Here is a 25740-nt window from a genome sequence, read left to right on the forward strand (position 1 = left end):
CTCATAGCATCTGGCGACGGGCCATGGCCGCGAACAGGCCACCGGCCGCCAGCAGGGCCTGGTAATCGCCGTGCTCGACGACACGACCTCGGTCGAGCACATAGATGCGGTCGGCATGCATGATGGTGCTGAGACGGTGCGCAATGACGATGCGCGTGCTGTTAAGGGTCTCCAGCCCTTCGGTGACGGCTTGCTGACTGCGATTATCCAGCGCGCTGGTGGCCTCGTCGAAGATCAGTACCCGCGGGCGATGCACCAGCGCACGCGCAATCATCAACCGCTGCCGCTGCCCACCAGAGAAGGTGGTTGCACCCTCACTCAGGTGGGTATCCAGCCCCATCGGTAGAGCCTCGATGTCATCGGCTAGTCCGGCCAGGCGCGCCGCTTCCATCACCTGGTCTCGGCTCAACTGGGCACCGCCGGCAATGTTCTGGTAGATCGAGCCCGACAACAGCATCCCGTTCTGCAGAACGACCCCAAACCCGCGGCGCATGGCGTGCTTGTTCAGACCGGCGATATCCTTGCCATCAAGAAACACAGAGCCGGCCTCCGGCGTCTCGAATCCCAGAATAAGCCGCACCAAAGAGGACTTGCCAGCGCCGGACGGTCCCACCACCGCAACCATCTCGTGCGGCGCGGCATGCAGGCTGACACCATCGAGCACTACCGCACCATCCGGCTGGTAGCGGAACACCACACCTTCGACAGCAACCTCCCCCTGAATGTCGCCCGGGTCCGCCGCGCCTTCGCTCTGCTCTGTTGTCGTGGTCAGGATGGGCTCGACTCGCTCATAGTAGGCCGGCAGGATGCTCAGGCGCACCAGCATGGAAATGAGCCCGAAAGCCCCGCCGACGAACTGCCCGAGCGCGACATTGAAGGCGACAAAGCGCGCTGTTGGCATGATCTCCTGCAGCTGTCGGCTGTCGAGCTGCCCCCAAGTTGCAGGCGTCTCGTAGAAGGCCAGCAGCTCATGTCCCTGCCAACTGATGGCCAGAATCACCGCCACCATGGTGAAATGGGAGAAGCCTGACTTGAACACCGTCAGGATGTTCTCCAGCCGCTGCTGGTCGTAGCTGACCTGCTGCAGCTTGGCGTACAGCTGCCCCCAGTGAGCAAAGGCGGCCGGCTCTGCTCCCGCCACCCGCAGCTTGGTCAAGCCATCGAGCAGGCGCAGAACCACGCCTTGCAAATGCCCTTCGCGCTTTAGGATCTCGCGGTTCTTGCCCACGACTTTGCGTCCGGCGTAAACGGCGATCGCCCCATAGAGGAGCACCGCCACCAGCACCGCCAGGGTCACACGCCAGTCATAGTAGAACAGCAGACCAAGGCTGAATACGGCGATGATGCCGTGGGTGATGCCAGATAGTGCCGTGTCAGACAGCACCTTGCGCATTGCATCGACGCTCATGGCTCGATTGGCGAGGTCGCCAGCGGCAAAGTCATGGAAAAATCGCGCAGGCAGTTTCAGCAGTCGGTCCCATACCGCTGTCTGCACCGAGGTTGTCATGCGCCCCTCGATGCGCAGCAGATGGAGCCCCTGCAAAAGACCAAAGCCATTACGCGCCCAGCCGGCGACCAGAATCGCCAGCACCACAACCAGCAACTGCCCGGTGGCCGCCAAAGGAATAATCGGATCGAACACGCGCTGACTCAATGTCGGCATCGCAAGCGACAGCATACCGCTGAGCAGAATCAGCAGTACCACCAGCCAGACGTCCGCCCTCAAGCCGCGCAGCCCAAAGCGCAGCACCGCCGGGGCGCGCAGCGGCCCATCCGGAAAAGGCCGGTAGAATACCCTTGCCTTGCTGTCGAAGCGGGCCGCCAGTTCGCGGTCCACACCCAGTCGCAAACCGCTTGCCGGGTCGATCGCGTCGTAGCGGCGCCACCGGCCGGGCAGCAACAACTGTGGCTTACCCTCCCCAGTCAAGGTTGCAAACAGCGGTTCCTGGGCATCCCTCCACCAGTCCCCCTCAAGCTCGACCGCGCGCAGAAAAAGCCCGGCTCGCTGGGCCAGAGCCAGCATAGGATCATCTGTGGCGAGCGCCTGACGCAGCTCATCCTCATTCGGGCGCTTGATGCCGAATTCGTCCGTCACCAGCCAGAGCAGATTGATCATTGGCTCCGGCGAGGGTGTCGGCAAACGCCTGCGACGCATGCCGAGAATGGCAGCGAGCGACCACAAAGAGGATTCGACGGATCGCTCAAGCGCGGCCCGGCTGCGCCTGATGCGAGTGCCAGCCTGTTGCTCCTGCATTGCCAGCGCATCGGGGCCGAGCGCGAGCAGCCAGTTCAGAAACTCGCTCAGCGCGGTCTCAAGGGTTGCTCGGGTCAGCAATTCCGCCGAATCCACCACCTCACAGGTGCAGTCGGCCCGCGCATGGAGCCAGAGATGGCCGCACAGCGGAAACCAGAGCGGAACCTGACGCGCCACCCCGCGCGGGCCCGATGCCAACAGAGCATCCGCTGAAGAATGCAGCCAAAGGACGCGACTATGCGCGGTGGCCAGCTTCTCACCCTGAGCCAGCGTCAGCGGTCCCGCCAGCAGCGCGCGGGCTTGCGATGGCGGCCGCGACAACCAGTCCGCACGGGCCAGTGCACCGAGCATGGTATCAACGGCTTCGCTCAGCGCCGCGGCTTGGCCCGAATCGGCAGGCGCCCGCGCCAGGATTGACCGGGAAAGTTCGGCAACCCGGGTGCCCTGTCGCGGCACGGCGAGCAGATGCAGTTGTTCACACGGATGTGTCAGCTGCGGGCACAGGCTGCCCGCTGGAAGAGTACAAACATGGTGGCGGCGCCCCGCATCCGCCGCTTCACCAGGCACCAGAAACAACTCGAGGGCGCCGGCAAGCACCAGCCTGGGTGCTTGCAGCGCGCCCAACACGAAAGCCTCGCGGCTACCGACCGGCAGCTGATCCTCGATGCTCAGACCCAAGGCCGCAGCCAACGCATCGCAATCCACCGGCTTTGTGGAGGGCACCGCGGCGCTCGCTGCCGGGTCCTTCTCGGTCATTGCGCCTGTACCAGGCGGAAGTAGGCTCCACGCGCAGCCACCAGGCTGTCATGGTCGCCACGCTCGATGACCTTGCCGCGCTTCAGCACGATGATCTCGTCACTATCGCGAATCGTGCTGAGCCGATGGGCGATGATGATGCAGGTGCAGCCCCGACGACGCAGATTGTTGTCGATCTGCTGCTCGGTCAGGGGTTCGAGTGCCGCAGTGGCCTCGTCGAGAATCATCACGCTGGGGTTGCGCGTCAGTGCCCGAGCGATTTCCATACGCTGCGCCTGTCCGCCGCTGAAGGCGGGCGCGGCGATGCCGACCTCGCTGGCATAGCCACCGGGGCGTGCGGCGATGGTCTCGTGGATACAAGCATCCTGCGCGGCGCGCACGACATCCGCCTCGCTGATGCTCGTATCCCAGAGGCGGAGATTGTCGAGCACGCTGCCCGGAAAGAGTTTGATGTCCTGGTCGACCGCGGCGACCGAGGCGGTGAAGATCTCGCGTGGAATCTCGGCAAACGGGCGTCCATCATAAAGAATCTCCCCGCTGTTCGGCGGATAGAGCCCGAGCAGCAGGCGCCCGAGGGTCGACTTCCCGCTGCCCGAGGCTCCCACAAAGGCGATGCGCTGTCCGGGTTTGACCTCCAGGCTGAGCCCGTCGACCAGCGGCGGATCAAGATGGCTGTAACCGAAGGTCAGATTGCGCACGCTGATGTGACCGCTCAGCAGCGCCATCGGCTCCTTGATGGTTCCGGTGCCCGTCTCGATGTCGGGCTGCGCCCTGCTAGGACCGTCCGATCGCAATGAGCGCTCGCCTTCGGCCAACAGCGGATCGCTCGGATAGTCGAGCACGTCATTGATGCGCAGCAGCTCGCCGCGCGCTGTCTGCAGGGTGCCGGTAAAGCCGATCAGGTGGGACACCGGCCCCGTGACATGCGACATCATGCTTTGGAAAGCAATCAAGGCCCCGACAGTCAGGTTTCCGTCGATGATCAACAATCCCCCAAGGCCGAGCACCAGTGAGGTCAATCCTTGATTCAGCAGGGAGGGTGCGGCCGAGAGCAGCCGCGAGCTGACCCCCAGGGACTGCTGTGAGTTGATCATCAGCGTTTGGTGTCCGGCCCATGAGGCGAAAAAGTCGCGCTCGCTGCCGCTGGCCTTTAAGGTATCCATTGCCTGCAGACCGGCCATGGCCACGCCGGTCAGCTTGCCGCTCTGTTTGAGCAGACGACTGTTGATATCGGCGAGCTGACCGCGCATCAGCGCAGCCACGCCCAGCCCGGCGAGGGAAAAGGCCACCACCACCAGTGTCAGCTCGACGCTGTAGAGCAGCATCACCAGCAGATAAAAGCCAATCATCAGCAGATCGGCCAGGGTCGATGACAACGGGCCAGACAGCAGGGATGCCAGCCGGTGACAGGACTGAACCCGCGCCGCCACATCCCCGACATAACGCTGGGTATAGAACACCACCGGAACCCGCAGGACATGCCAGAAAAACTGGCTTGCCGAGGTGATCGCGAGACGGGTACGCAACAGCAACAGGTAGCGCTGCTGCATCCAGGTGATCAGCACCGAGAACACCGCCACCAGCGCCAATCCAACCAGCAGCGGCAAAATCCAGCTGTTGGCGCCGCGTACCAGAACATCGTCGATGAAGGTCTTGAGCAGAGCCGGCACCAGCAAGCCCGGCACAACCAGCATCAGGGTTGCCAGCAAAGCAATCGACAGCAACCCCTGTGCACCCTGCAGGCGCGCGCTCAATGCGTGGAACAAGCTCGCACGCTGTCCACCGGGCGCGAAAGCCGCTGTCGGCTGCATCTGCAGCGCAATACCGGTGAAACCGTCGCTGAATTCTTGATGCGTGATGCGGCGCGGACCGACGGCGGGATCGTTGAGGTAGACGTGGCGGTGGTCCTGACCCTCAAACACCACGAAGTGATTGAAGTTCCAGAACACGATGAAGGGTGGCGGCAGTGCGAGCGCCCCGGCGAGATCGAGCTTCATGCCACTGCTGTCGAGCCCGTAATGACGCGCGGCCTTGACGATATTGCTTGCCTTGGCACCATCGCGCGACACTCCGGTCTCAACCCTGAGCGTCTCGAGCGGCTCCCACCGGCCGAAATAGGCCAACATGATCCCAAGCGCCGCCGCCCCGCATTCGACCGCTTCCATCTGTAAAATGGTCGGGGTGCGCTTGCGTTGGAGCTGGCGACGCGCGCGCATCATCGCAGGGCCCAAGCGCGCATTGGAGTGGCGAACGCCATCAGGAAGGGCGCGTCCAAGCGGCGAACAGCGGAATCACGAATTCGATCGGGCGCTGCTCGCGAACCACCACCGAGACCGCGGCGGTATCGCCTGGTGTAATGGTCACTGGCGGTCCTTGCGAGGAGGTCCATTGCAGACCGCTTTGAGTTTTTTCATCCTTGATCAGGGACAGGGTGACGCTAATCGGCGCCCCACCTTGGAGCAGAGTCTGTGCCAGCGTCTGATTCCCCAGCCGCGCGACCAGGGCGTCCTCGGTCACCGGCAGCAGGCTAACGGCCTCGACCCGCGCGAGCAGGCTGCCATAGCGGTCGCGCTCGACCGACAGCGGTGAAACTTCGGCCTCCATCCCGGTCTGAATTTGCTTTCCCTGGCCCACGGCGAAATAGCCGACTGCATTAAGGGTTTCGCCCCATTGCTCAACCACCGCCACCAATTGCCCGACCTCCACCATCGCCCCTGGGGCCAGATCGAGCTCAGTCACCACCCCGGCGACCGGACTGGTGACGATCTGCTCGCTGCCTAGGGTCGCGAGCAACCGTTTAACCGGCGCTTCGGCCTGCTCAACAGCGGTGCGCAGACTCAGGTCCTGCTGGCGGTTCTGGTTCTCGGCCTCGCTCAGCGACAAGCGATTCTGCGCAATCTGGTCGCGCGCCTTGGCAATCGCCTGGGTGGTGGAGAACAGGCTCGAACGAGTCGACTCAACCTGTTGGCGAGTGTAATAGCCCTTCTTCAGCGCCGCCGTCTGAGTGTTGAGCAAATCCTGCAGGAAGTTCAGCTGCTGCTCGCTGTCGGCAATCACCGACTGCAGGGTTTTTTCCAGCTCGGCGGTGGTCTTGCGTCGCAGGTTGGTATCTTCCTGCAGGAATTTCGACTGGGTCGCGTACTGCTCCTGCGCCAAACGCAAGGCGGCTTGCGCGCTGACCAGTTCGGCCTCGTCGACCGGCAATGCTAGGGTGGCAATGGTTGCTCCGGCAGCCACCCGATCACCGGCATTGACCGCCACCGAGCGCACCGACCCGGCCGCCTGCGCCTGAAGCCTATATGTGTTCACGTCAGCCAGGGTGATCACCCCCATGCCATTGACGCGAATCGGAATCTGCCCGAACAATCCCCAAGCAGTGGCAAGCAGGATCAACGCACCGAGAATGCCAAGCAGCATCCATGCCCGGGGATGGGTCAACCGCAGCATTGCATCGAGCTGCTCCGGGCTGCGCATTCGTTGCAGCGCTTCCGACCGGTATAGGTCAGTCATTAAGTATCGAGGATCTCACGGATCGAATCTACCGGGGCGAAGAGCGCTAAGAATCAGCACCCGCCGGGAGCCCCGCGGGTGCCTTCCATGGCTCGCGGCAGTCCGCCTGTCGCAGGAGGCGACAAGCAGGTGCGCATTGGCACCGATCTTTCAGGTGATAAAACCGGGCACCACCGCCACCTCTACCTCGGCCACGGCTGTGGTCGTGGTTTCGGTGTCCTGCAACTCGGTGGTCTCGGTCACCGTCACTTCGGTTGTCTCAGCTTCGACTGCCTCGGTGGTGTTGGTCGTGGTCGCTTCGACATCGCCACCAGCCACCTTATCGAGATCCGCGTCACTCACTGCGGCGGCACCAAGCACTGCGGCAGCCACAGGAATGGTCAGATAGCGCAGCGAATCGGTATTCTGCAGCAGGCGAATTTCCTGACCGGATTCGAGCGGAAAATTCTTGCCAAGAAAACTGTACAGCTTATCCTTGTCGGGATGATCCGAATGCATGTCAGGTGGCAAAGCCACATATTTGATCTGATCCGTATCTTCAAGCACCTCAACCCGAACCCCGGGCGGAATATCAAGTCCTTCGTCCTTCAGCGTGGCGACCGGGTCGCTTAACAGCCGCTGCTTATAGGACGGATCTTTCCAACTCTTGGCAATCGCTGCGCCATAGACGGTTTTTGCCTTCATACTTGCTGCCATATCGGTCCTCGCCTCCTCAGAACGCGGGCACCCGATATGGGTGCCGCCAAATGGATATCGGGTTACGAAAGCCGCGCGCCCTGGCCGGTTCGCAACACGTCTGCGGCGATCACCCTCGCCGAGCGCGCCCGGGGGTCGACTCCCCTACCGTCCTAGAAGCATAGTCCAATTTTCGCAATCCATGACGTCTATCATGCCCCGCATGTCCTAACCATCCCCCCAGGCCCCATGAAACGCCATCGACACCTGTTGTTTGTTGTTTTCTGCTGCGGCGGCTCGGCACTAATGCCGGCGCGAGGCGAAACTCTCGCCGCCATGCTAACGCGGGTTTACGACACCAACCCTGATATCCAGACGGCCATCGGCGAGGTCCGCGCCAGTGCCGAACTGCTTCCCCAGGCTCGCGCCGACTGGCTGCCGCAGGTCGACCTCATTGCTACCGAAGGCCGCTCTCGCATTCAGCAGGTCACCAAGGACGACACCCAGGGCCGCAACACAGTCGCGGACATGAACGAGCGTCTAACCGACCGATCGCTCGAACTCGAACTATCGCTCAGCCTTTACGAAGGCGGTGCCCGCTCCGCCAACCTCGCCTCGGCTGAGTCCCAGGTCGCAGCCACTGTCGCCGAGCTCGACCAAAGCGTCGCCCAAACGCTGTTCACCGCCACCCAGGCGTATGCCACCGTGATGCTCTATCGTGAACTGACGCGGCTGAACGATGACATCGAAAAATTCTTGCTTAAACTCTCGGCTGAGTCGGACGACCTGTTCGAGAACCGGCTGATCACACTGACCGACCGCGCTCAGACGCAGGCCAGTCTGGCTGCGACTCAAGCCAACAAAGCAGCGATCCAGGGCGAACTGGCCCAGGCCGAAAGCGACTATCTGGCCGTCTCTGGCGCTGCGCCCGATCAGCTGCCGCCGCGCTGGAGCCTGCTCCCCGCCCTTCCTGTCAGTCTCAACGAGACCAAAACCACCGCCCTTCGGGCCAACCCCGCATTGCGTGTCGCTCGTCTTGGCGCCGACACGGCCGCGAGCGACATCAAGGTCGTGCGCGGACAGCTGCTACCGAGCGTCACCGCCTACACCACCCTAACGCGCAGCTGGGATAAATCCCGCTATACCAACGCCCTAGACTATTCGGAATTCGAGCGCGAGGACGACTTGACACTTAGCCTGCAAGTTCAGGTACCGCTTTTTTACGGCGGCGAGAACCACTCCCAGGTGCGCCAGGCGCGTGCCAATCTCAGCGTGGCAAAAAGCCAGGCCCGCAGCGCATCGAATTCACTGATCAACGCCATCGAAAGCGCCTGGGCCCAACACAGCTCCGCGCGCGCACAAAGCCAAAGCACGGCCCGGGAGGTCAGCGCCTACCGCGACACCCTCGCCGGTTTCGAGCGCCAGCTGCGCGACGGCACCTCCACCATGAAAGACCTGCTAGATGCACGCACCGAACTCGACGAAGCGCTCGAGAACCAGGTCTCGCTCCAATACCAGGCCTTCCTCGCCCAGGCTCAAATTCTAGCGCTGATGGGCCGCTACACGCCCCAAGACCTGAAACTCGCTGTCTCCAGCTTCGACACCCAGGCGTACATTAACCGGGTGCGCCGCAAGCTCTTCGGTACCCAGTTGCCTACGCCGTGAACGTGGCGATCATTGTGTTCCGACGGGGCTGCCGTCTCACCCCCCGAGCGCATATCCGGGGAGGGCAGGCGTTGAGGATCGACACCGTCAACGATTGCGTCAGCTATTCGGGCTCCACCTTGAGGACAGCGCTGCGAGCGATGCAGCGAGCCGGCGAGGTCTTTGCAGCAGGCTGTTTTTCGGTATAATTTCGCCCATTAGGAAACCCTGATATTCCATAACCCCGATTTTGAAGACGAGGTACGACCATGCCCACTTATGACTATCGCTGCGATGCCAACGGCCAGGTGGTGGAAGTCAACCACCGCATGAGCGAGTCCCTGGCCACCTGGGGTGAGCTGTGCGCGCAGGCCAAGATTTCGTGCGGTGACACGCCCGAAGACACGCCGGTTTATCGCATGGCCAACGGCGGCAACCTGATCTCGAGCAACAGCCTGGGCAGCGGCATGGCGCCCGCGCCCGCCTGTGGCACCGGCGGCTGCTGCCCGTCTGGCATGTGCGGGCTCAACTGAGCCGGGCACCTAATCCAGTTGCGGCAGCTGACCGCCCAGCGTGACCGTTAGCTCCGCGACCTGGCCATTACGCCAGATACGAAGGCGCACCTGATCGCCGATCTGGAAATCCTCCAGGATCTCGATCAGGTCGCCCATTCCCTCTACCTCACGCCCGTTGACCGACTGAATGATGTCCCCGGGAATCACCCCGCCGCCCGCCGTCAGCCGGGTGGTACGCAGCCCGGCGCGGTCGGCCGGGGAGCCGGACTCAACGCGCAGAATCAGCACACCGCTAACCCCGAGCTCCTTGAGCACTGCGCGACTCGCGTCATCGTCGGCAAAAATGCCAAGCCGCGGGCGGATATAGCGCCCGTAGGCAATTAGCTGCGGCACCACTCGATTGACGGTATCAACCGGCACCGAAAAGCCGATGCCGGAGAAGCCCCCGGTCGGGCTGAAAATGGCGGTATTCACCCCGATCAGTCGCCCGGCACTGTCGATCAGCGGACCGCCGGAGTTGCCCGGGTTGATGGCGGCGTCGGTTTGGATCAGCCGGCGAATTTCGGTCCCATCCTCGGAGACAATGGTCCGGTCGAGCGCCGAAACCACGCCCGTGGTCAGGCTGTAATCGAGGCCAAACGGGTTGCCGATGGCGAAGACCTTCTGACCGACGCGCAAGTCCTTACTGGCACCGATGGTGACCGCGCGCGGGCCGGCAATGGGCACCTCGATGCGCAGCACGGCCAGGTCATGCTCCTGACTGGCGCCGATCAGATTGGCGGCATAGGTGCGCTGATCCGCCAGCCTCACCTGCGCCCGGCTCGCGCCCGCGATCACATGGAAATTGGTCACCACATGGCCCTGGTCGTCCCACACGAAGCCAGAACCGGTGCCACGGCGCACCTCAGCCAGATTGCGCGTCCAGGGCAGCGCCACCTCGGAGATGGTCGAGATGTAGACCACCGATTGGCTGACCCGCTCGAAAATCTCAATGGTGGCCAGCTCGTCGGCGGCCAGGTCGCCGCGCGCAGTCACCACGCGCGGCTCGGCGTTGAGACCGATCAGCCAGTGTTCCAGCCAGGGGCGCCCAGCAAGGAAGAGCAGAAAGGCGATAACGGCCCAGAAAAGGCCGCGAGAGAGAGAAAATCCGTGCATAATTCAGGGGTATTTTTTATCTTGGTCAGACGTCGCGTTGTGGCCGATCCCGATTGTCAGAACGCAAGGACGCCCGCGATGCCCGCACAGTATACTGTGACATCTTTGGTCGTTTCAGACCGACTGCTCAGACCGACTGGGAGCCGCTCGTCAGCACGGACAGCCTTGTTATCGGCGGCGCGCCACCCACATCATTTCCCCGTGCAACCTCTAACCACTGAACTTCAGGAGAGAACTATGGATCTTCCAAAAAACGTTGGTGATCAAGACCGCAACATCCGTTTTGCCGTTGGCGGCCTGCTCGTGCTGGCTGGCATCTTCACCGGCAACATCATCCTTACCGTGCTGGGTCTTGTTGCCGTAGGCACCGCCTACCTGCGTACCTGCCTGGCTTACGTGCCGCTGAAAATCAACACCATGAAGGCAGGCGACGGCAAGTAACCGCCGATCGCCGCATTCTGGCGCAGGCGCAAGGACGCGCCTACCCCGCACGACAACCAGGAAGCAAGATCGCGCTAAGTTATCCAGTTCTCGCATTCGCTCGCAACCGGGTGAGCACCCGCGGCCCAGCGCGCCGCGATCCGACCGGTTCCTCATCCAACCTCAGCATGCAGCATCCCCGGCCTGAATGACCTGCGACTCTCTGCTCGAAGCACATCATCTGGTCAAAGACTACCCAGGCGTGCGAGCAGTCGATGGACTGTCATTTTGCGTGCGTCGCGGCGAATGCTTTGGCCTGCTCGGCCCCAATGGCGCGGGCAAGACCACCACGCTGGAAATGCTCGAGGGCATCCTGGCCCCGACGTCCGGCGAGATTCTGTTCGACGGCCTTCCACTCGACCCTTCCTATCGCGAGCGCACCGGCATTCAATTCCAGGCTACGGCGCTGCAGGACTTCCAGAGCGTTGGCGAGTCCTTGGCGATGTTCGAGAGCCTCTACCACCGCCGCGCCGACCGCGACGAGCTGATTGCACTCTGCCACTTGCAGGATATTCTCAAGCGCGACACCCGCAAGCTTTCGGGGGGCCAGCGCCAGCGCTTGCTGCTCGCGATTGCGTTGGTAAATGACCCAGATCTGGTATTCCTCGACGAGCCGACCACCGGGCTCGATCCGCAATCACGCCGCAATTTCTGGAGCCTGATCGAAACCGTGCGCCGCCGCGGCAAGACCATTGTGCTGACCACGCACTACATGGAAGAGGCCGAGCGCCTGTGCGACAACATTGCCATTGTCGATCAGGGCCGCATCATTGCCGAAGGCGTGCCGCAGACACTGGTGCACGAGCATTTTCCCCGGGCCATGATTCGCCTGCCCGAAGCCGCTTGGCCAAGCGGCACTGCGCTGCCATCGGGCGCCCTGGTGCGCAACGGTGAGATTGAGATCCCAACCGCCGATGTGCCGCCCATGCTCGAGGAACTGGACCACGCCGGCGCCGAACTGACCGCGCTGCGGGTCGAAACACCCAATCTGGAAGACTTGTTTCTGAAACTCACCGGCCACCGCCTGCGCAGCTGATGCGCATGGTCGCGACTACCCGGGAGCGCGAATCCGTGCGATTTGCTGTCAGGCCGCAAGGACCAACCCACCGCCGCCCGCAAAGCTAGAGAGCCACCGCCATGTGGGGACGCATCTACGCCATTTTCATCGCCCGCAATCGCGAGTTCTATCGCGACACCGCTGGGCTGATCTGGAATCTCATCATGCCAGTCATGATGATTCTAGCCTTTGCCTTTATCTTTGATGGACCTCAGCAGCCACTGTTCAAAATCGGCGTGCTTGGCGAGCCTGCCGCCGGCAGTCCACTGGCGGTCTTTCTTGATCGGCCGGAATTCAGCGTTATCCCGGTCATCGACCAGCGGGTGGCCATCGACAAGGTAGAGCGCCATCAACTCGATCTGCTGATCACCGTCGCCCCCGCGCCGCAATCCTCCCCGAGTGATAGCGACCTACCCCGCTACTGGATCAACCCGCAAGCGTCTCAGGCGCGGATGCTTGAGGACTTGCTGATCGCCCAGTACCGATCCGCCGACAGCAACCCGACGTCCGCCGCCGGCGCGGAAATCGCCCTACCCCAGCGCCAGCTGGCCGATGGCATGGCACTCAGCTACGCCGACTGGGCGCTACCCGGCGTGCTGGCGATGAATGTGATGTTCTCGAGCCTGTGGGGTGTCGGCTGGGTGGTGGTGCGCTACCGCAAAAACGGCGTGCTACGGCGACTGAAAGCCACGCCGCTGCGGCCAATGGAGTTCTTGGTTGCCCAGGTGCTCTCGCGTATGATTGTGGTGCTCAGCGCCAGCGCTCTGGTCTATGCTGGTGCCTACCTGCTGCTCGACCCACCCATGCGCGGCTCCTACCTCGCGCTTATCGCCCTGTATGCCGCCGGCGCCCTGTGCATGATCAGTCTCGGCCTTTCGGTCGCCTCGCGCCTGCGCACCGAGGAACTCGCCGATGGCTTGCTCAACCTCCTGTCCTGGCCCATGCTGCTGCTCTCCGGTGTCTGGTTCTCGATGGAGGGCACCAGCGCTGCCGCGCAAGCCGCCTCACAGATCATCCCGCTCACCTATCTAGTCGAAGGCGCCCGCGCGGTGATGATCGACGGCGCCAGTCTCATCGACGTGCTACCGCAGATTGCGCTCCTACTCGGCATCGGCACGGTACTCATGGCCATTGCCGCGCGCATGTTTCGCTGGGAATAATCTCGCTGGGAATGAGTCGACCGGAAGCAGGCGGGAGCGCGTCGCGGCTGCTTAGAGCCTGAAGGTGCTTTTCTGTGTTTTACACCGGGGCGCACACATAATCACAAGGAATAAAAGAGATTACGAAACCCGCGGCGGTCCTGCATGCGATAGACGGTGAAATCGGAATCGACACTCGCAACCGTTGTGATTCGCCGTCGCTCGCACAGTGCAACCAGGGAAGCATCGGCAAAATCCGCAGGCAGGTCACTGTATTTTTCCAGCAAGGCGCGAATGCGCGGCAGATCGGTCAGTGTGTCGGTGTCCAGCACCAAGGCGGACTCGGCCCAAAACAGGAAATCGCGCTGCGCTTGGCCTGAGAAATCCAGCATATAGACCACCTCTGTGACCACCGGGAAGTTGGTGATCAGTGGCCAGTACTGGGTTTTTACGAAATCCACCGCCTCCTGGTGGAATTGATCGGAACCATCGAACAGCGCGATCAGCGGGCCACTGTCAACCACGATGCCGTTGATGCTTTTCACCCAGTCGCTCCCGAATCAGCGCCTTGCGACCTGCGCTGCGGCCGGATTCACCGCTCGCATAGCGACCAAACAAAGGCTCCCCCAGCTGATACGGCGTTGACGCATCAGGCAAATAACGCGCGAGCTTTTCGCGAATGGCCTCGCGCACAAAGGCAGACTGCGTCTTACCCGCTTGCCGCAAATGCTGGTGCAGCGCTGTTTCCGTTTCCTGATCGAGGCGAATGGAAATGCTCATGACTTCGCCGGCTGTCCTACAAGTTTGTATTACAGCTCAGACTAGACCAGTCGCGAAGGATTGGCAAGGCAGAAGTCACGGGTGGCAGACTGCTGATACAATCGCCTCTTGAATCCATCGCGGGGTGACCTGACGGTTCATCTAGCTGCTCTGTCGCAAAACGCCGACGCGCAGCGCGATCTCCCTTCCCCCTTTCCGCGATGCCAACCGAATGCGAGGCCAGCCGATGATCGAGCAAGTACTGGAAGAGAAATTCAACCAGCACATCAACAAGGAGATTTACTCCTCCTACCTTTACCTGTCGATGGCCGCCTGGGCCGATCATCAAGGACTGCGCGGTTTCAGTCACTGGATGCGCGTGCAGGCGATGGAAGAACTCACCCACGTCTCGCGCTTTTTCGATTTCCTCACCGATCGCGACGGACGCGCGCGTTTGGCGGCCATCGCCAAGCCGCCGCAGGACTGGGAGAGCGCCACCGCGCTGATGGAGGACACCTACCAGCATGAAGTCGAGGTTTCCAAGGGCATCAACGAGCTGGTCACTCTGTGCCGGGAGCATAGCGATCATGCCGCCGGGGCCTTTCTGGATTGGTTCGTCAAGGAGCAGGTCGAGGAAGAGGCCAACGTCAAAGACGTTCTCGACCGCCTGCGCATCGTCAAGGGCGAGGGCCAGGGCCTGTTGATGATCGACCAGGAGCTTGGCGCGCGCGCCCTGCCCTCTTACGATCCCACCCTGGGCTGGATCGGCAACACCCGCTGACGCATCACCGTGAAACGCCAGCGTTCGTTTCACATCCGACATCAGGACAGCCACCATGCAATCCGTGCAAACCGGAGACTGGGAAATCTTCCAACTCGCCGACATCGAGAAGCTCATCCCCGATGATGTGCTCTCGATACGCGAATTTCTGCGCACTCCCTCGTTGAGCTGTTCGCTTTATCACGTCCCCAAGGGCTCGAAAGACCTGTCTTCCGCGCATGAGGAAGACGAGGTCTACTTGATCATCAAAGGCCGCGGCCGGCTGCGCGTGGAAGACGAGGAGCAGCCGGTCGAGCCCGGCACCCTGATGTATGTGCGCGCATCCTGCGACCACGCATTCTTCGAGATCGAGGAAAGCATCACCGCGCTAGCCTTCTTTGGCACCGCGATGCGACCTACCGACCAGCACGACTAATAACGAGGAGACGATGTTCAACGCGGAAAAATTACTTGGCGGTTTGCTCGGCTCTGCCATGTCGCAAAATGGTCAGAGGAGGACCATCCGATGATCTGGTATCTGAGCTACAACGGTCAGCAGATTGGCCCCTTGGACACACCCCAAGCGCGCGCTCGCGCCAGCACCGATCCCAGTGGTCATGCCTGGCGAGAGGGCTTCGCGGACTGGCTGCCGATTGCCCAGATCAGCGAGCTGACCGGAGCCGACACCACGATGCCGGCCGGTGCCCCGCCACCACCCGCTGCCCGACCGCGCGCGGATGAGGTGGATTACGAAATCTTCGGCCACGAGATGCAGTTCGTTGAGGTTGAGCTGGACCCGGGCGAGAGCGCCGTGGCCGAGGCCGGGGCCATGATGTACAAGCACCCGGCCATTCAGATGGACACCGTCTTTGGCGATGGCTCCCACAGCGGACAGGGCGGCGGTTTGATGGATAAGCTGCTCGGCGCCGGCAAGCGGCTGGTCACCGGCGAGAGTCTGTTCACGACCGTCTTTACCCACACAGGCCAGGGCAAGGCGCGGGTAGCCTTCGGTGCGCCCTACCCTGGCAGCATTCTCCCTGTTCATCTAACGGACCTTGGCGGCACGCTGATCTGCCAGAAGGACAGTTTTCTTTGCGGCGCCAAGGGCGTGGCCATGGGGATTTTCTTTCAGCGCAAGATTCTCACCGGCCTGTTCGGCGGCGAGGGTTTTATCATGCAGCGCCTTGATGGCGACGGGCTGGTATTCATCCACGCCGGTGGTTGTGTGAAAGAGCGGGTGCTGGAAGCGGGCGAAACCCTGCATGTGGATACCGGCTGTATTGTCGGCTTCGAGCAGCAGGTGGGCTTCGAGGTACAGCAGGTCGGCGGCATCAAGTCTGCTTTATTTGGTGGTGAAGGGGTATTTTTCGCTGTGTTGACCGGCCCCGGTCGCGTCTGGCTGCAGTCCCTGCCCTTCTCGCGGCTTGCCGGTCGCATGCTGGCGGCGGCACCGCAGCGCGGTGGCAGCCGGGGCGAGGGCTCGGTGCTCGGCGGTCTTGGCAATCTGCTCGACGGGGATAATCGTTTCTGATTCCTTGAGTACCGCGCGAGACAATGGGGCTGCGACAGCGTTGCGCAGGGCAAAACCTTTCTCCTCCTAATTGACCGACTGTGGAAGAACTTACTCTCGGTTCTGAACATTCCCGCTGGTCTGGTTCAAGCTGCCAGCCCATGTTCGACCGGCTGCATCTGATCGCCAACAATGCCCGCTTTCTGATCCTGCCTCAGCGGCATGTGGCACATCCAAGACTCGATCCCTGCCGTTCGCTTGAAGCGATGAGCTGAAACGCACCAACGCCATAGGTATGGCCATCCTGGTGCTCCAACCCCACGAGCTCACCGACAAGACCGTCACCGCCGACGCCCTGCTGACCCAGCGCAAGCTTGCCAAATATCTCACCGAACGCGGCGCGCACTATCTCTTTCATCGCCAAGGACAACCAACCGACCCTGGCCGCCCTATTCAGCTGGACTTTCAGGAGCGCAGCGAGCCGGATTCCCGCGAGCCACCTGCCCTGAAGCACGGGCGCATCGAAAGCCGCAGATTTGCGGTGGTGGGGGCCAGGTGCGGACTTGATACTCTTTACGTTTTCTTTTATCGTCGCGCACTGCGGCAGTACATCCGCCGTGTTTTTCACTAAGTGGACGGAAAATCATGAAACTATTTATTGCACTGCTTGCCATCATCCCGGTTCTTGCCTTTGGCGTTAGCGGAGAAGAAACAGCCCCGGTAACTGAAACAACCGATAGCTCCTCCGCGCTGCAGGAAAAAGAAGCTCCTCAGGCTGAGGGCGGCATCCTGCTTCCCGACGGATGGGAAATATCGGACGCCGTCTCCGCAGAGGAAGTTGAAATTATTATGAAAACACCCGGTTTCAGCTCATTCGCGCAAGGCGCCAACAGTCCGTCATCCGGAAGACCTGTAGGCAGTTACAATTTGCCCGGCACCCCCTACAGCGGGGTTAGGTTCGATGCAAATGTTGCCGGTGGGCAGCAAGCATACGATACGGCTGCAGGCTACCTTACAGATACAAAAGAAATAGACGGCCCGAAGTGGGATTCCGCCCTGATGGGGGAGGTAAAGGCAGGAAAAAAAACCCAGATGAGAATGCTGGTTCTCAAGGGCGATCAGTTCTTCATGATTTCTTGGGTGCCTGAAGTATTCCCAGAACTAGCCCCAGAAGAAACCAATGTGGAGCTCGCCGAGCTCCTCATCACAAATCTCTACGGTGAATAGGCTGCAAAAATATACCGAGCGGACATAAATTTTCGGCTTTTTTCGAACCGAGTCGCGGGCGGGGGCGCTGTGCAATGCCGTCAACTTTAGACGACCCGCTTGTGCGGGATATGGTATCCCGCCTTGCGCTGCCCGGGATTGTGGCGCGGGAAACTCCGCCCCGGGCGCACTTGCTCAGTGGTTTGTGACAAGCGTTGGATGATCCGTGTGATCAGCTCCGCGCAGCCGCTTGGCGAGGCGTAGAGGAGATGAAACAACTGATCGCTCAGGTGGGACAAGGCGCTGGTCATGCGCACCTTGTAGTCAAACCGGCGTGCCTTGTACAGGCGTTTGGCCACCAACTGGGCCACCGCGCGCAGCATGGCCGCCAGATTCATCGCCAGCACCTTCGCGTGCATATTCTGGCGCACCGCCAGCGACGTGCGCCCGGAGAGATTCTCCATCTCTGCGCGCACCTTGGTGACCTTATAGCCCCCTTCTTCCAGTCCCCAACGCCGGTGGTAGAGGTCTTTGAACAACCGTGCTGGCAGTCGCGTCTCCTCCAGTACCGTGGTGGCCAACACCTCGGTTTCGCCGCCTTTGAGCTTCACCCGCACCAGGCGCAAGGTGATCGGATCGGGTTCGGCACCCTGGTCGCGGCACGCGCGCGCTTGTTCCGCGGAGGGATGCAAGGTGATCAGCGCACTGGGCGCATCACTGTGCCAAAACGGCTCGGCTTCCTTGAACTGTTTGCGCGGCAAACGCATCACGCAGTCGACCCCCAAGGTCCGGTGCAGAGCAAACAGCCAAAACGCCGGATACCCGCGATCATAAATGACCAAATCCCCCGGCGCGGTCGCCTTGAGATGATCGACCGCCAGCTCAAGTTCACTGACACAGTAGGCCGCCACGGCGAAGTCCAGAACCATCTCCAGATCCAGGTCATAGAGCAGCGAACCGCGGGCCAGCACCGGTCCGCTGGACTGAGCCCCAAAAAACCGTTCAATGTCCTCGCCATCGGGCAGGCGAAAGGTCGTCCCATCCACCGCCCGCAAGCGGAACCCATGCCAGGTTGGGCGACCAAAACCAGAGAAAAACCCCGCCACGGCTTGGCGGTTGAGCGCCTCGAACACCGACGCGGCCAGCCCCTTGCGCGCCTTACTCACCGCCGAGCGCGTCGGCACCTCCGAGGCCACGGCTTCGCCCTCAAGCGCGGCGAAAAAACTCGCCAGTTCGGTCTCGGTGCTCCGCGCGCGGGGTTTCATCAGGAAGGCCACCAAGCGTTCGAAGGGAAGATCGCGTTGGCGGGTGAAGGCGCCCGCTTTCAGGCGATGTTCAGCGACAAAATCGGCGCTGGAAAGTGAACCATTAATCCCAGTGTACACATTTTGGAATACACTTTGTATGCGCAACTTCAGACGGCTTAATTTCAATTTGTGTGTGGCGCTTCATTGGTTGTGCTCCATTGGGTGAACATCGGGAATCGAGGCGATAATTTTAGCAAAATCAGCGCGATGACGCTTAAGTTAACGACATTGGCCGATGACCCCCCGCAGCACCGTGACCAACGCTGTCTACCAGGCAAGTTGTCCAGGATCAAGAACACCCGATTCTGAGTTCAACTTCAACCGCGCACAGGGAACCCAAGGTGCTTGGAGTTGGGACGGAGCCTCGGCGATCACACGTTTTCCCGACTTGGGGGTCCATATTGCCGTTATATTCCTTCCTGACGCCTCCTGCGATGAAGCATTGTTCGCTGTAGAAGCTGGTCAAAAATTACCGTCCCTCGGTTTTAAGATTGATCGGCGCAATTTCGGCTACGTTGAGCCCGAAGTATCTCAGTTCGAAGATCGCTTCGTTTCAGGATTTCCGTTATCAAAAAGCGGCCTCGCAGCACTAAAACATGGCTACAAACTCATCTTGGAAAGTAATCTCGGTACATTGCGAGTCAGTTTAAGGGGAAGTTCGGCATCCTTTACTCAAGCCTACAATAACTGCATGGCGATTCACAGCGGCGACACAGTAGCGAACTCAGCCACGGATGTTGCGTTAGCCGACGTACTGAAACCGCTGGAAGGTTGGTGGGCACTCAACAATGTATTCAACTGTGCTGATGTGGATGGCGATTCCCGAATCTTCATCGGGCGAATCGCCTGGGACAATTCAGGCCGTCCTTACATTTCTGAGGGAGAACGCTTCCGAGTTGCATTTCATGAAGGCAACTGTGTTTTTACCAGTGCCAAACAACAAGGTAACAAAATAAAGTTAGAATCCAGATGTGCGCAAGAAGACGAAAAGTATTCAGGCGTCACGCGATTGAAAATTCTGAGCCCTAATCTTCTCAATATTCAGATTGCTAATTGGGGAGGTTTTTCTCAACTCTTTCGATGCCCAGATGAATAAAGTACCTACCCCGATTTGAGATAAACTCCCTCGATCAATGCACACGCATGCGATTTACGCAGCGACCGAGCGCGAGAAATCTGGAGGTAGGCAATGACGAAGCGCCAGCAGCGACTGGCGGCGCGGATGGAGCACATCCAGCCGTTTCATGTGATGGAGGTGATGGCCAAGGCGCGGGCGCTTGATCACACCGGACGGGACGTCATTCATCTGGAGGTGGGTGAGCCCGACTTCCCAACGCCTGCGCCCATCGTGGCACGCGCCCAGGCCGCCTTGGCGACTGGGAACACGCGCTATACCCCAGCGGAAGGCTTACCGGAGTTGCGCGCGCTCATCGCCGCGCACTATCCTCCTGAGGTGCGCCCCGCGCCAGAGCGAATCGCGGTGGTCCCGGGCTCCTCGGCCGCATTGCTGGTGGCCTTTTCGCTGTTGATCGACCCGGGCGATGAGGTTTTACTGGCTGACCCGGGCTATCCCTGTAACACCAATTTTATTCACCTGCTGGGGGGTGTGCCACGTCGGGTTCCCTGCGGACCAGAGGTGGATTACCAGTTGACCCCAGAGTTGATCCGCGCGCACTGGAGCGAGCACACCCGTGCGGTGCTGCTCGGCTCGCCCGCCAATCCGACCGGCAGCGCAATGACGCCAGCGGGTCTGCGCGAAGTCTCCACCATGGTGCGTAAATTGGGTGGTACCCTGGTGGTCGATGAACTCTACCATGGGCTCGTTTACGACGGTGTCGTTCGCACCGCCCTCTATGAGGAGGACGACGACGTCTTCATCGTCAATGGTTTCTCGAAGTATTTCGGCATGACAGGCTGGCGGCTTGGCTGGTTGGTTACGCCCGCCCGTTATGAGCAGGCGGTGGCACGTCTGTGCCAGAACTTGTTTATCTCGGCACCGACCATCTCCCAACAAGGCGCAATGGCGGCGTTCAATCCAGAGGTTAGCGCGGTACTGGCGCAGCGATGCGTGGCATTCCGGCAGCGACGGGATTTCTTGGTCCCCGCGCTGCAAGAGCTTGGCTTCAAGATCCCAATACTTCCGGCTGGCGCCTTTTACATCTATGCCGATGTGAGCGACCTGACAGACGATAGCGCGCGCTTTGCCGCAGAAATCTTGGATCAGACCGCAGTGGCAATCACGCCCGGACGCGACTTTGGTGCCTATCGCCATCACGCGCATGTGCGGTTTTCCTATGCAGCGCCGCTCGATCAGTTGCAGGAGGCCGTCTCGCGACTGCAGGCTTGGCTGGGCTGACGCCCCAAGCGCATCCCTGCCGCTTGACCTCCTGTGTGTGGCCACCAACCTTGGGATCTTGGGGCCTCGGGCACAGCAATCAGGCAGTCGCCCTTACAACATCCTCAATCCGGCTTCGACCACGCCATGAACGACCGCACCAAATCCGCCGACTCGGCTGATCGCACCGCCTTTCCGGTGCTTGCCGCCATCAGCTTCGCGCATTTTCTCAACGACACCATGCAGTCGCTGATGTTGGCCATTTATCCGCTGTTCAAATCCGGACTGCACCTGAGTTTTGGCCAGATCGGGCTCATCACCCTGACCTTTCAGTTCACCGCCTCCTTGCTGCAACCCCTGGTCGGCTACTACACCGACCGCCATCCCCAGCCTTTCTCGCTGGCGTTCGGAATGGGCTGCACCCTGAGCGGACTGCTGCTGCTGTCGCAGGCATCTACCTTTCCGATGGTGCTGATGGCCGCCGCCCTGGTGGGCTCGGGCTCCTCGATCTTCCATCCCGAATCCTCGCGCGTGGCACGCCTGGCCTCGGGTGGACGCCACGGTCTGGCGCAATCGATCTTCCAGGTCGGGGGCAATGCGGGCACAGCGGTCGGCCCCCTGCTCGCTGCCTGGATCGTGCTACCCAATGGTCAGGGCAGCATCGCATTCTTTTCGCTGATCGCGCTCCTGGCCATGCTGGTGCTCACGGGCGTGGGCTTCTGGTATCGCCACCAACACCGCAACCCGAAACGCACCGCCCCAGTTGACCATCATGGGCTGCCGCGAGGACGGGTCGCGCGGACGCTCGCCGTTCTGCTCGCACTCATGTTCTCCAAGTTCTTCTACCTGGCCAGCATCAGCAGCTATCTGATCTTCTACTTGATGCACCAGTACAAGATCGACACCCAGACGGCGCAATATCACCTCTTTTTCTTCCTGTTCGCGGTCGCCGCCGGAACCCTGCTGGGTGGGCCGATCGGGGATCGCATCGGACGCAAACGGGTGATCTGGATCTCGATCCTCGGGGTCGCCCCCTTCACTCTGGCGCTGCCCTACGTCGGGCTGGGCGCCTCGGTGGGGCTGACCCTGATCATCGGCTTCTTGTTGGCCTCGGCCTTTCCGGCCATGGTGGTCTATGCCCAGGAGCTGATCCCAGGGCGCATCGGCACCGTCTCCGGGCTCTTCTTTGGGCTCGCCTTCGGACTGGGTGGCATCGGTGCGGCGCTGCTGGGACAGCTCGCCGATCTCTGGGGCATTGTCCGGGTCTACCAGATTTGTGCCTTTCTCCCGCTGATCGGTCTGCTCGCAGTCTTTCTGCCGGATCTGCGTAAGGCGCCGGGCAAGTAAAGCAGCGAAATTGCGTGTTCCGACGCGCCGCGGCGACGCTCCACAAAGCCGTTTGATGCCGCTCACTCCTAAACTTGTTCGCTCCGCAAGTTCCCTTTCGCCATTGCCCTGTCGAGCACGTCTCGCAGGGTTTGGATGTCGATGGGCTTAGACAGGTAGTCGTCCATGCCGGCGGCGAGGTACTTTTCCCGGTCCCCCTTCATGGCGTGGGCGGTTAAGGCGACGATCGGAACCGACGGATCCAAGTCGCCATCCTGGTTGTCCCGGATGCGGCGGGTGGCCTCAATGCCGTCCATCTCGGGCATCGACGCATCCATGAACACCAGGTCGAACGCCTGGCTTCTGAGCCTGTCCAGGGCCTGGCGGCCGTTCGCGGCTGTCTGCACCCGGTGACCCAGCTTCTTGAGCATCATGCCCATGACCTTGGTGTTCATTGGTTCGTCATCGACCACCAGCACCTGCAACGACTCGGTCGTTGCCAGCCCAGCCTGCGGCCCCGCCCGGGCGGTTTCGCGGGAAGCCGGTTCATCGCCGGCAGTGGTTCCTACCCTGATGTCGAACCGGACCTCAGTGCCCTGGCCCAGGGTGCTCGCGATGGTCACCTGGCCGTCCATCAGGCCGACCAGTCGTTTGACAATCGCTAGTCCCAGGCCGGTGCCCTGGAAGCGCCGGGTGTTGGAGCTGTCCACCTGGGTGAAGGACTCGAAGATGTCGGCGAGCCAGTCCGCGGGGATACCGATGCCGGTGTCGCTGATCGCGAACTCTAGGCGCATCTGCGCGGGATCCTTTCCGGGCAGAACACGGGTGTCCAGGCGGACCTCGCCGCGCTCGGTGAACTTGATGGCATTGCCGAGCAGATTGAACAGTACCTGGCGCAGTCGGGCGGCATCGCCGAGCACCCGCGCAGGCAGGTCCGGGGCCAAGCCGGAGTACAGGGCCAAGCCCTTGTTTGTTGCCGGCTGGCGAAAAGCCGCGATGACTGATCGCAGCAGGGCATCGAGGTCGAAGGGTTCGTGGACGATGGACAACTTACCTGCTTCAATTTTCGAGAAGTCGAGAATGTCGCTAATCACAGTGAGCAGGGTCTGGGACGAGGCCATGGCGATGCTCACGGCTTCTTTGAACTGCGGCTCCAGCTCGGCATCATCGAGCACCTGGAGCATGCCCATCACCCCGTTGAGTGGCGTGCGGATCTCATGGCTCATGTTGGCCAGGAACTCAGACCTAGCCTGGCTGGCAGCCTCGGCTCGTTCCTTGGCCTCGGTCAGCTCACGCTCCGTTCTATTTCGCTCGGTGATATCGCGGCTGACCGTCCCGAGAAAGAGCGGCTGTCCCGTCAACGGATCATCGACACGGAACAGATCCCACTGCATCTCGATCACTTGGCCGGTGAGGAAGTGCTGGTAGCGGATTTCACGCGAGAGGCGCCCGTTCTTGAGCACCTCGGCCACGCTTGCCTCTCCGCCGCGTCGATCGTCGGGCCAAAGATAGTCGGGGATGCGGGTCTGTCCGATCTCGGCCTGATCGCTCAACCCCACCAGTTGTCGTCCGGCGGGATTGACGTAGAGCGCATGGCCGTTGAGATCGGCGATTCCGACAAAGTCAGGCGAGCACTCGGCGATCGCCTCCAGACGGAGCCGTTCTTGCTCGAGTTGTTTCTGGTTGGTGATATCGATATGCGAGCCGATGATCCGGATCGGCTTACCCGCGTGATCCCGATGGATGAAGGCTTGGGCCAGCACCCAGATGTAATGGCCGTCCTTGTGGCGAAAGCGGAAAACGAGCTCATATCGGTCGGCCTTTGTGTTGATCGCCTGATCGAAATGCGCGAGGGCCTTGTCCAAATCATCCGGATGAACGCGGCTTTGCCATTCCTCGAAGCCATCGCCGATCTCGTCGTCGGCGTAGCCGATTTGTCGTTTCCATTCGGCGGAATAGCGGACTTTGTTGGTGATGAAATCCCAGTCCCACAGGCCAACATTGGCGAATCGAACCGCTTGCTCCAGGTCTTCCTTGGTCTGTTGGAGCAAGGTATTCAGTTGCTCCTCGGCCAGCGCTTGGCCGGTCGTGTCGCGGGCCAGATTCACCAAGCCGGTGACCCGGCCATCTGGGTCACGCAGCGGCTGATAGGTGCCGTCCATGTGTCGGCGGCCCAGGACCGGAAATTCGAACCAATCTGAATACCTGACCACCTCCCCGGCCAAGCAGCGGTCAAGGCGGTCTTTGAGTTGGCTGGAAAACAACGCTTCTCCAAAAAGATCGGTCACCGAGTGGCCAATAATCTCTTCCTTGGGCAGGCCCCAGAGGCGCTCGTAAGTCGGGTTGACTTGCTGGTAGACGTAGGCGGTGTCTAACACCCCCAGTGCATCCTCGGTGATTTGTGCCAGTGGGGAACACCAGCGCAATTCTTCCCGCCGCGACCACTCATCGTCCCGATCACTGACACCGCTGCCCCTCTCCAACTCGGCGATACGCCGCCGGGCTTGGTTCAGCTCGTCGATAAGCGCCTGCTTGGTCTTGTGCTGATCGGAAGACATGGCATTCGGCTCCCGGGAGCGGCGAGGGATATGGACCGGAAATACTACACAACCTGATGAGCAAAGACGGGCTCTGAGAAGGGATGTTAACGGGCACGAGACACTTCGTCAATGCACAAAAACGCCACCGCGCGGTTCTTGTGACACGGTTAGCAACTGGGTCGGCCGCTCCTTTTTGCCAGTTTAGGCCCTGGCGAACAGACGCAAAGCGAGTCATCTCAGCACCCTCCTGTGACGGAAGACGCACGGAATACGGGCACTGAAAAGCGATAGGCTGGTCGAAACCTAATCGACACCGGTTACCTGTTTCCGGAGACCTATCGCTTCATCGACAAGCTTGTCGCGCGCCTTGATCTGAGTCTGCGCGTCTACCGCTCTGACAATTCGTCGGCCTGGCAGGAAGCGCGCCATGGGCGGCTGTGGGGAGTCGGGCCTGGAAGGCATCGAGCGCTACAACCGCATCAATAAGGTGCAGACCATGCAGCGTGCCTTGCGCGAGCTGGGAGTGTCTACCTGGTTCGCCGGGGGTCAGGCGGGTTCAGGCAAGCACGCGTCGAGAACTGCCCGTACTTCAGGTCAAGGGCGGGCCGGAGTGTTTCAGATCGCAAAATCGTTGCCACCGCCGGCCATCGCGCGGTCCACGGCCTTGCGCGTCAGCAAGGGTGCGAACAGCTCGATAAAGCTAAAGATATAGCCGCGCAGCCAGGCGTGCCGCCGAATGCCGAGGCGTGTCATGCTGGCATCGAACAGGTGAGACGGATCGCGCATACCGAGCCCCGGGTCCAGGGCTGGAT

General features: G+C 61.2%; 24 protein-coding genes. 14 read left to right on the forward strand and 10 right to left on the reverse strand.

Annotated elements, in window-relative coordinates; translation table 11 throughout:
* Position 1 precedes the first annotated feature (1 nt).
* The 4 genes from Thiosp_RS13295 to Thiosp_RS13310 all read right to left on the reverse strand — a co-directional run bounded on the left by Thiosp_RS13295 (position 2) and on the right by Thiosp_RS13310 (position 7216).
* The gene (locus Thiosp_RS13295; RefSeq protein WP_201068003.1) at positions 2–3010 is read right to left on the reverse strand and encodes an NHLP bacteriocin export ABC transporter permease/ATPase subunit; all 3009 of its coding nucleotides are present in this window, start codon (positions 3008–3010) and stop codon (positions 2–4) included.
* Positions 3007–5229, reverse strand: a complete 2223-nt coding sequence (locus Thiosp_RS13300) for an NHLP family bacteriocin export ABC transporter peptidase/permease/ATPase subunit (protein WP_201068004.1) — start codon at positions 5227–5229, stop codon at positions 3007–3009. The genes Thiosp_RS13295 and Thiosp_RS13300 overlap by 4 nt, the downstream gene beginning before the upstream one ends.
* Before the next feature lie 37 nt (positions 5230–5266).
* Positions 5267–6520: an NHLP bacteriocin system secretion protein gene (locus tag Thiosp_RS13305; RefSeq protein WP_201068005.1), complete on the reverse strand. Its 1254-nt coding sequence runs from the start codon at positions 6518–6520 to the stop codon at positions 5267–5269.
* Between the two features lie 150 nt (positions 6521–6670).
* Positions 6671–7216, reverse strand: a complete 546-nt coding sequence (locus Thiosp_RS13310; RefSeq protein WP_323696466.1) for an NHLP leader peptide family RiPP precursor — start codon at positions 7214–7216, stop codon at positions 6671–6673.
* Between the two features lie 228 nt (positions 7217–7444).
* Between Thiosp_RS13310 and Thiosp_RS13315 the strand changes: the two genes are divergently transcribed.
* Together Thiosp_RS13315 and Thiosp_RS13320 are read left to right on the forward strand one after the other, a co-directional pair.
* Positions 7445–8860, forward strand: a complete 1416-nt coding sequence (locus tag Thiosp_RS13315) for a TolC family protein (protein ID WP_201068006.1) — start codon at positions 7445–7447, stop codon at positions 8858–8860.
* Positions 8861–9108: 248 nt separating this feature from the next.
* Positions 9109–9372, forward strand: a complete 264-nt coding sequence (locus Thiosp_RS13320) for an FmdB family zinc ribbon protein (RefSeq protein WP_201068007.1) — start codon at positions 9109–9111, stop codon at positions 9370–9372.
* A 9-nt stretch (positions 9373–9381) separates the two neighbouring features.
* On the opposite strand, the gene Thiosp_RS13325 is transcribed toward Thiosp_RS13320, so the two are convergent.
* A complete protein-coding gene (locus Thiosp_RS13325; protein ID WP_201068008.1) occupies positions 9382–10509 on the reverse strand; it encodes a S1C family serine protease in 1128 nt (375 codons plus the stop codon).
* 237 nt (positions 10510–10746) lie between these two features.
* Here Thiosp_RS13325 and Thiosp_RS13330 point away from each other — a divergent pair, with 237 nt between their 5' ends.
* The 3 genes from Thiosp_RS13330 (at position 10747) to Thiosp_RS13340 (ending at position 13206) form a co-directional block, all read left to right on the forward strand.
* Positions 10747–10950, forward strand: coding sequence for a YgaP family membrane protein (locus Thiosp_RS13330; protein WP_201068009.1), 204 nt, complete (start codon positions 10747–10749; stop codon positions 10948–10950).
* A 187-nt stretch (positions 10951–11137) separates the two neighbouring features.
* Positions 11138–12025: an ABC transporter ATP-binding protein gene (locus Thiosp_RS13335; protein WP_201068010.1), complete on the forward strand. Its 888-nt coding sequence runs from the start codon at positions 11138–11140 to the stop codon at positions 12023–12025.
* 101 nt (positions 12026–12126) lie between these two features.
* Entirely contained in the window at positions 12127–13206 is a 1080-nt protein-coding gene (locus Thiosp_RS13340; RefSeq protein WP_201068011.1) for an ABC transporter permease, read from the forward strand.
* Between the two features lie 101 nt (positions 13207–13307).
* Here Thiosp_RS13340 and Thiosp_RS13345 read toward each other — a convergent pair whose 3' ends face one another.
* Both Thiosp_RS13345 and Thiosp_RS13350 read right to left on the reverse strand, forming a co-directional pair.
* Complete coding sequence (locus Thiosp_RS13345) at positions 13308–13730, reverse strand: type II toxin-antitoxin system VapC family toxin (RefSeq protein WP_201068012.1); 423 nt, start codon at positions 13728–13730, stop codon at positions 13308–13310.
* Entirely contained in the window at positions 13702–13965 is a 264-nt protein-coding gene (locus Thiosp_RS13350) for a ribbon-helix-helix protein, CopG family (RefSeq protein ID WP_201068013.1), read from the reverse strand. The genes Thiosp_RS13345 and Thiosp_RS13350 overlap by 29 nt, the downstream gene beginning before the upstream one ends.
* 226 nt (positions 13966–14191) lie before the next feature.
* Between Thiosp_RS13350 and Thiosp_RS13355 the strand changes: the two genes are divergently transcribed.
* From Thiosp_RS13355 to Thiosp_RS13380, 5 genes are all read left to right on the forward strand, one after another.
* Entirely contained in the window at positions 14192–14725 is a 534-nt protein-coding gene (locus Thiosp_RS13355; protein ID WP_201068014.1) for a ferritin, read from the forward strand.
* Positions 14726–14780: 55 nt separating this feature from the next.
* Entirely contained in the window at positions 14781–15140 is a 360-nt protein-coding gene (locus tag Thiosp_RS13360; RefSeq protein WP_201068015.1) for a cupin domain-containing protein, read from the forward strand.
* 90 nt (positions 15141–15230) lie between these two features.
* The gene (locus Thiosp_RS13370) at positions 15231–16235 is read left to right on the forward strand and encodes a TIGR00266 family protein (RefSeq protein ID WP_201068016.1); all 1005 of its coding nucleotides are present in this window, start codon (positions 15231–15233) and stop codon (positions 16233–16235) included.
* Positions 16236–16509: 274 nt separating this feature from the next.
* Positions 16510–16845: a hypothetical protein gene (locus tag Thiosp_RS13375; RefSeq protein ID WP_201068017.1), complete on the forward strand. Its 336-nt coding sequence runs from the start codon at positions 16510–16512 to the stop codon at positions 16843–16845.
* Positions 16846–16859: 14 nt separating this feature from the next.
* Positions 16860–17441: a hypothetical protein gene (locus Thiosp_RS13380; protein ID WP_201068018.1), complete on the forward strand. Its 582-nt coding sequence runs from the start codon at positions 16860–16862 to the stop codon at positions 17439–17441.
* 86 nt (positions 17442–17527) lie between these two features.
* Here Thiosp_RS13380 and Thiosp_RS13385 read toward each other — a convergent pair whose 3' ends face one another.
* On the reverse strand, positions 17528–18805 hold the full coding sequence (locus Thiosp_RS13385; protein ID WP_201068019.1) for an IS4 family transposase: 1278 nt from the start codon (positions 18803–18805) through the stop codon (positions 17528–17530).
* A 157-nt stretch (positions 18806–18962) separates the two neighbouring features.
* On the opposite strand from Thiosp_RS13385, the gene Thiosp_RS13390 reads away from it, so the two are divergent.
* The 3 genes from Thiosp_RS13390 to Thiosp_RS13400 all read left to right on the forward strand — a co-directional run bounded on the left by Thiosp_RS13390 (position 18963) and on the right by Thiosp_RS13400 (position 22409).
* Entirely contained in the window at positions 18963–19823 is an 861-nt protein-coding gene (locus Thiosp_RS13390) for a hypothetical protein (RefSeq protein WP_201068020.1), read from the forward strand.
* A 93-nt stretch (positions 19824–19916) separates the two neighbouring features.
* Entirely contained in the window at positions 19917–21083 is a 1167-nt protein-coding gene (locus Thiosp_RS13395) for an aminotransferase class I/II-fold pyridoxal phosphate-dependent enzyme (RefSeq protein WP_242518738.1), read from the forward strand.
* Between the two features lie 126 nt (positions 21084–21209).
* Complete coding sequence (locus Thiosp_RS13400; RefSeq protein ID WP_201068021.1) at positions 21210–22409, forward strand: MFS transporter; 1200 nt, start codon at positions 21210–21212, stop codon at positions 22407–22409.
* A gap of 68 nt (positions 22410–22477) precedes the next feature.
* On the opposite strand, the gene Thiosp_RS13405 is transcribed toward Thiosp_RS13400, so the two are convergent.
* A complete protein-coding gene (locus tag Thiosp_RS13405) occupies positions 22478–24946 on the reverse strand; it encodes a PAS domain S-box protein (protein ID WP_201068022.1) in 2469 nt (822 codons plus the stop codon).
* A gap of 327 nt (positions 24947–25273) precedes the next feature.
* Here Thiosp_RS13405 and Thiosp_RS24970 point away from each other — a divergent pair, with 327 nt between their 5' ends.
* Entirely contained in the window at positions 25274–25414 is a 141-nt protein-coding gene (locus Thiosp_RS24970; RefSeq protein WP_323697117.1) for a hypothetical protein, read from the forward strand.
* 129 nt (positions 25415–25543) lie between these two features.
* On the opposite strand, the gene Thiosp_RS13415 is transcribed toward Thiosp_RS24970, so the two are convergent.
* Positions 25544–25714 carry a hypothetical protein gene (locus Thiosp_RS13415; protein WP_242518739.1) on the reverse strand — a complete coding sequence of 57 codons (171 nt, stop codon included), beginning with the start codon at positions 25712–25714 and terminating at the stop codon, positions 25544–25546.
* Positions 25715–25740 lie beyond the last annotated feature (26 nt).

It is taken from the genome of Thiorhodovibrio litoralis (assembly GCF_033954455.1).
GTDB lineage: Bacteria > Pseudomonadota > Gammaproteobacteria > Chromatiales > Chromatiaceae > Thiorhodovibrio > Thiorhodovibrio litoralis.

What these genes read in the sequence shown, in the direction of transcription:
- Thiosp_RS13295 (WP_201068003.1), bottom strand. Translation starts at nt 3,010, where the DNA reads ATGACCGAGAAGGACCCGGCAGCGAGCGCCGCGGTGCCCTCCACAAAG.
- Thiosp_RS13300 (WP_201068004.1), bottom strand. Translation starts at nt 5,229, where the DNA reads ATGATGCGCGCGCGTCGCCAGCTCCAACGCAAGCGCACCCCGACCATT.
- Thiosp_RS13305 (WP_201068005.1), bottom strand. Translation starts at nt 6,520, where the DNA reads ATGACTGACCTATACCGGTCGGAAGCGCTGCAACGAATGCGCAGCCCG.
- Thiosp_RS13310 (WP_323696466.1), bottom strand. Translation starts at nt 7,216, where the DNA reads ATGGCAGCAAGTATGAAGGCAAAAACCGTCTATGGCGCAGCGATTGCC.
- Thiosp_RS13315 (WP_201068006.1), top strand. Translation starts at nt 7,445, where the DNA reads ATGAAACGCCATCGACACCTGTTGTTTGTTGTTTTCTGCTGCGGCGGC.
- Thiosp_RS13320 (WP_201068007.1), top strand. Translation starts at nt 9,109, where the DNA reads ATGCCCACTTATGACTATCGCTGCGATGCCAACGGCCAGGTGGTGGAA.
- Thiosp_RS13325 (WP_201068008.1), bottom strand. Translation starts at nt 10,509, where the DNA reads ATGCACGGATTTTCTCTCTCTCGCGGCCTTTTCTGGGCCGTTATCGCC.
- Thiosp_RS13330 (WP_201068009.1), top strand. Translation starts at nt 10,747, where the DNA reads ATGGATCTTCCAAAAAACGTTGGTGATCAAGACCGCAACATCCGTTTT.
- Thiosp_RS13335 (WP_201068010.1), top strand. Translation starts at nt 11,138, where the DNA reads ATGACCTGCGACTCTCTGCTCGAAGCACATCATCTGGTCAAAGACTAC.
- Thiosp_RS13340 (WP_201068011.1), top strand. Translation starts at nt 12,127, where the DNA reads ATGTGGGGACGCATCTACGCCATTTTCATCGCCCGCAATCGCGAGTTC.
- Thiosp_RS13350 (WP_201068013.1), bottom strand. Translation starts at nt 13,965, where the DNA reads ATGAGCATTTCCATTCGCCTCGATCAGGAAACGGAAACAGCGCTGCAC.
- Thiosp_RS13355 (WP_201068014.1), top strand. Translation starts at nt 14,192, where the DNA reads ATGATCGAGCAAGTACTGGAAGAGAAATTCAACCAGCACATCAACAAG.
- Thiosp_RS13360 (WP_201068015.1), top strand. Translation starts at nt 14,781, where the DNA reads ATGCAATCCGTGCAAACCGGAGACTGGGAAATCTTCCAACTCGCCGAC.
- Thiosp_RS13370 (WP_201068016.1), top strand. Translation starts at nt 15,231, where the DNA reads ATGATCTGGTATCTGAGCTACAACGGTCAGCAGATTGGCCCCTTGGAC.
- Thiosp_RS13375 (WP_201068017.1), top strand. Translation starts at nt 16,510, where the DNA reads ATGGCCATCCTGGTGCTCCAACCCCACGAGCTCACCGACAAGACCGTC.
- Thiosp_RS13380 (WP_201068018.1), top strand. Translation starts at nt 16,860, where the DNA reads ATGAAACTATTTATTGCACTGCTTGCCATCATCCCGGTTCTTGCCTTT.
- Thiosp_RS13390 (WP_201068020.1), top strand. Translation starts at nt 18,963, where the DNA reads ATGACCCCCCGCAGCACCGTGACCAACGCTGTCTACCAGGCAAGTTGT.
- Thiosp_RS13395 (WP_242518738.1), top strand. Translation starts at nt 19,917, where the DNA reads ATGACGAAGCGCCAGCAGCGACTGGCGGCGCGGATGGAGCACATCCAG.
- Thiosp_RS13400 (WP_201068021.1), top strand. Translation starts at nt 21,210, where the DNA reads ATGAACGACCGCACCAAATCCGCCGACTCGGCTGATCGCACCGCCTTT.
- Thiosp_RS13405 (WP_201068022.1), bottom strand. Translation starts at nt 24,946, where the DNA reads ATGTCTTCCGATCAGCACAAGACCAAGCAGGCGCTTATCGACGAGCTG.
- Thiosp_RS13415 (WP_242518739.1), bottom strand. Translation starts at nt 25,714, where the DNA reads ATGCGCGATCCGTCTCACCTGTTCGATGCCAGCATGACACGCCTCGGC.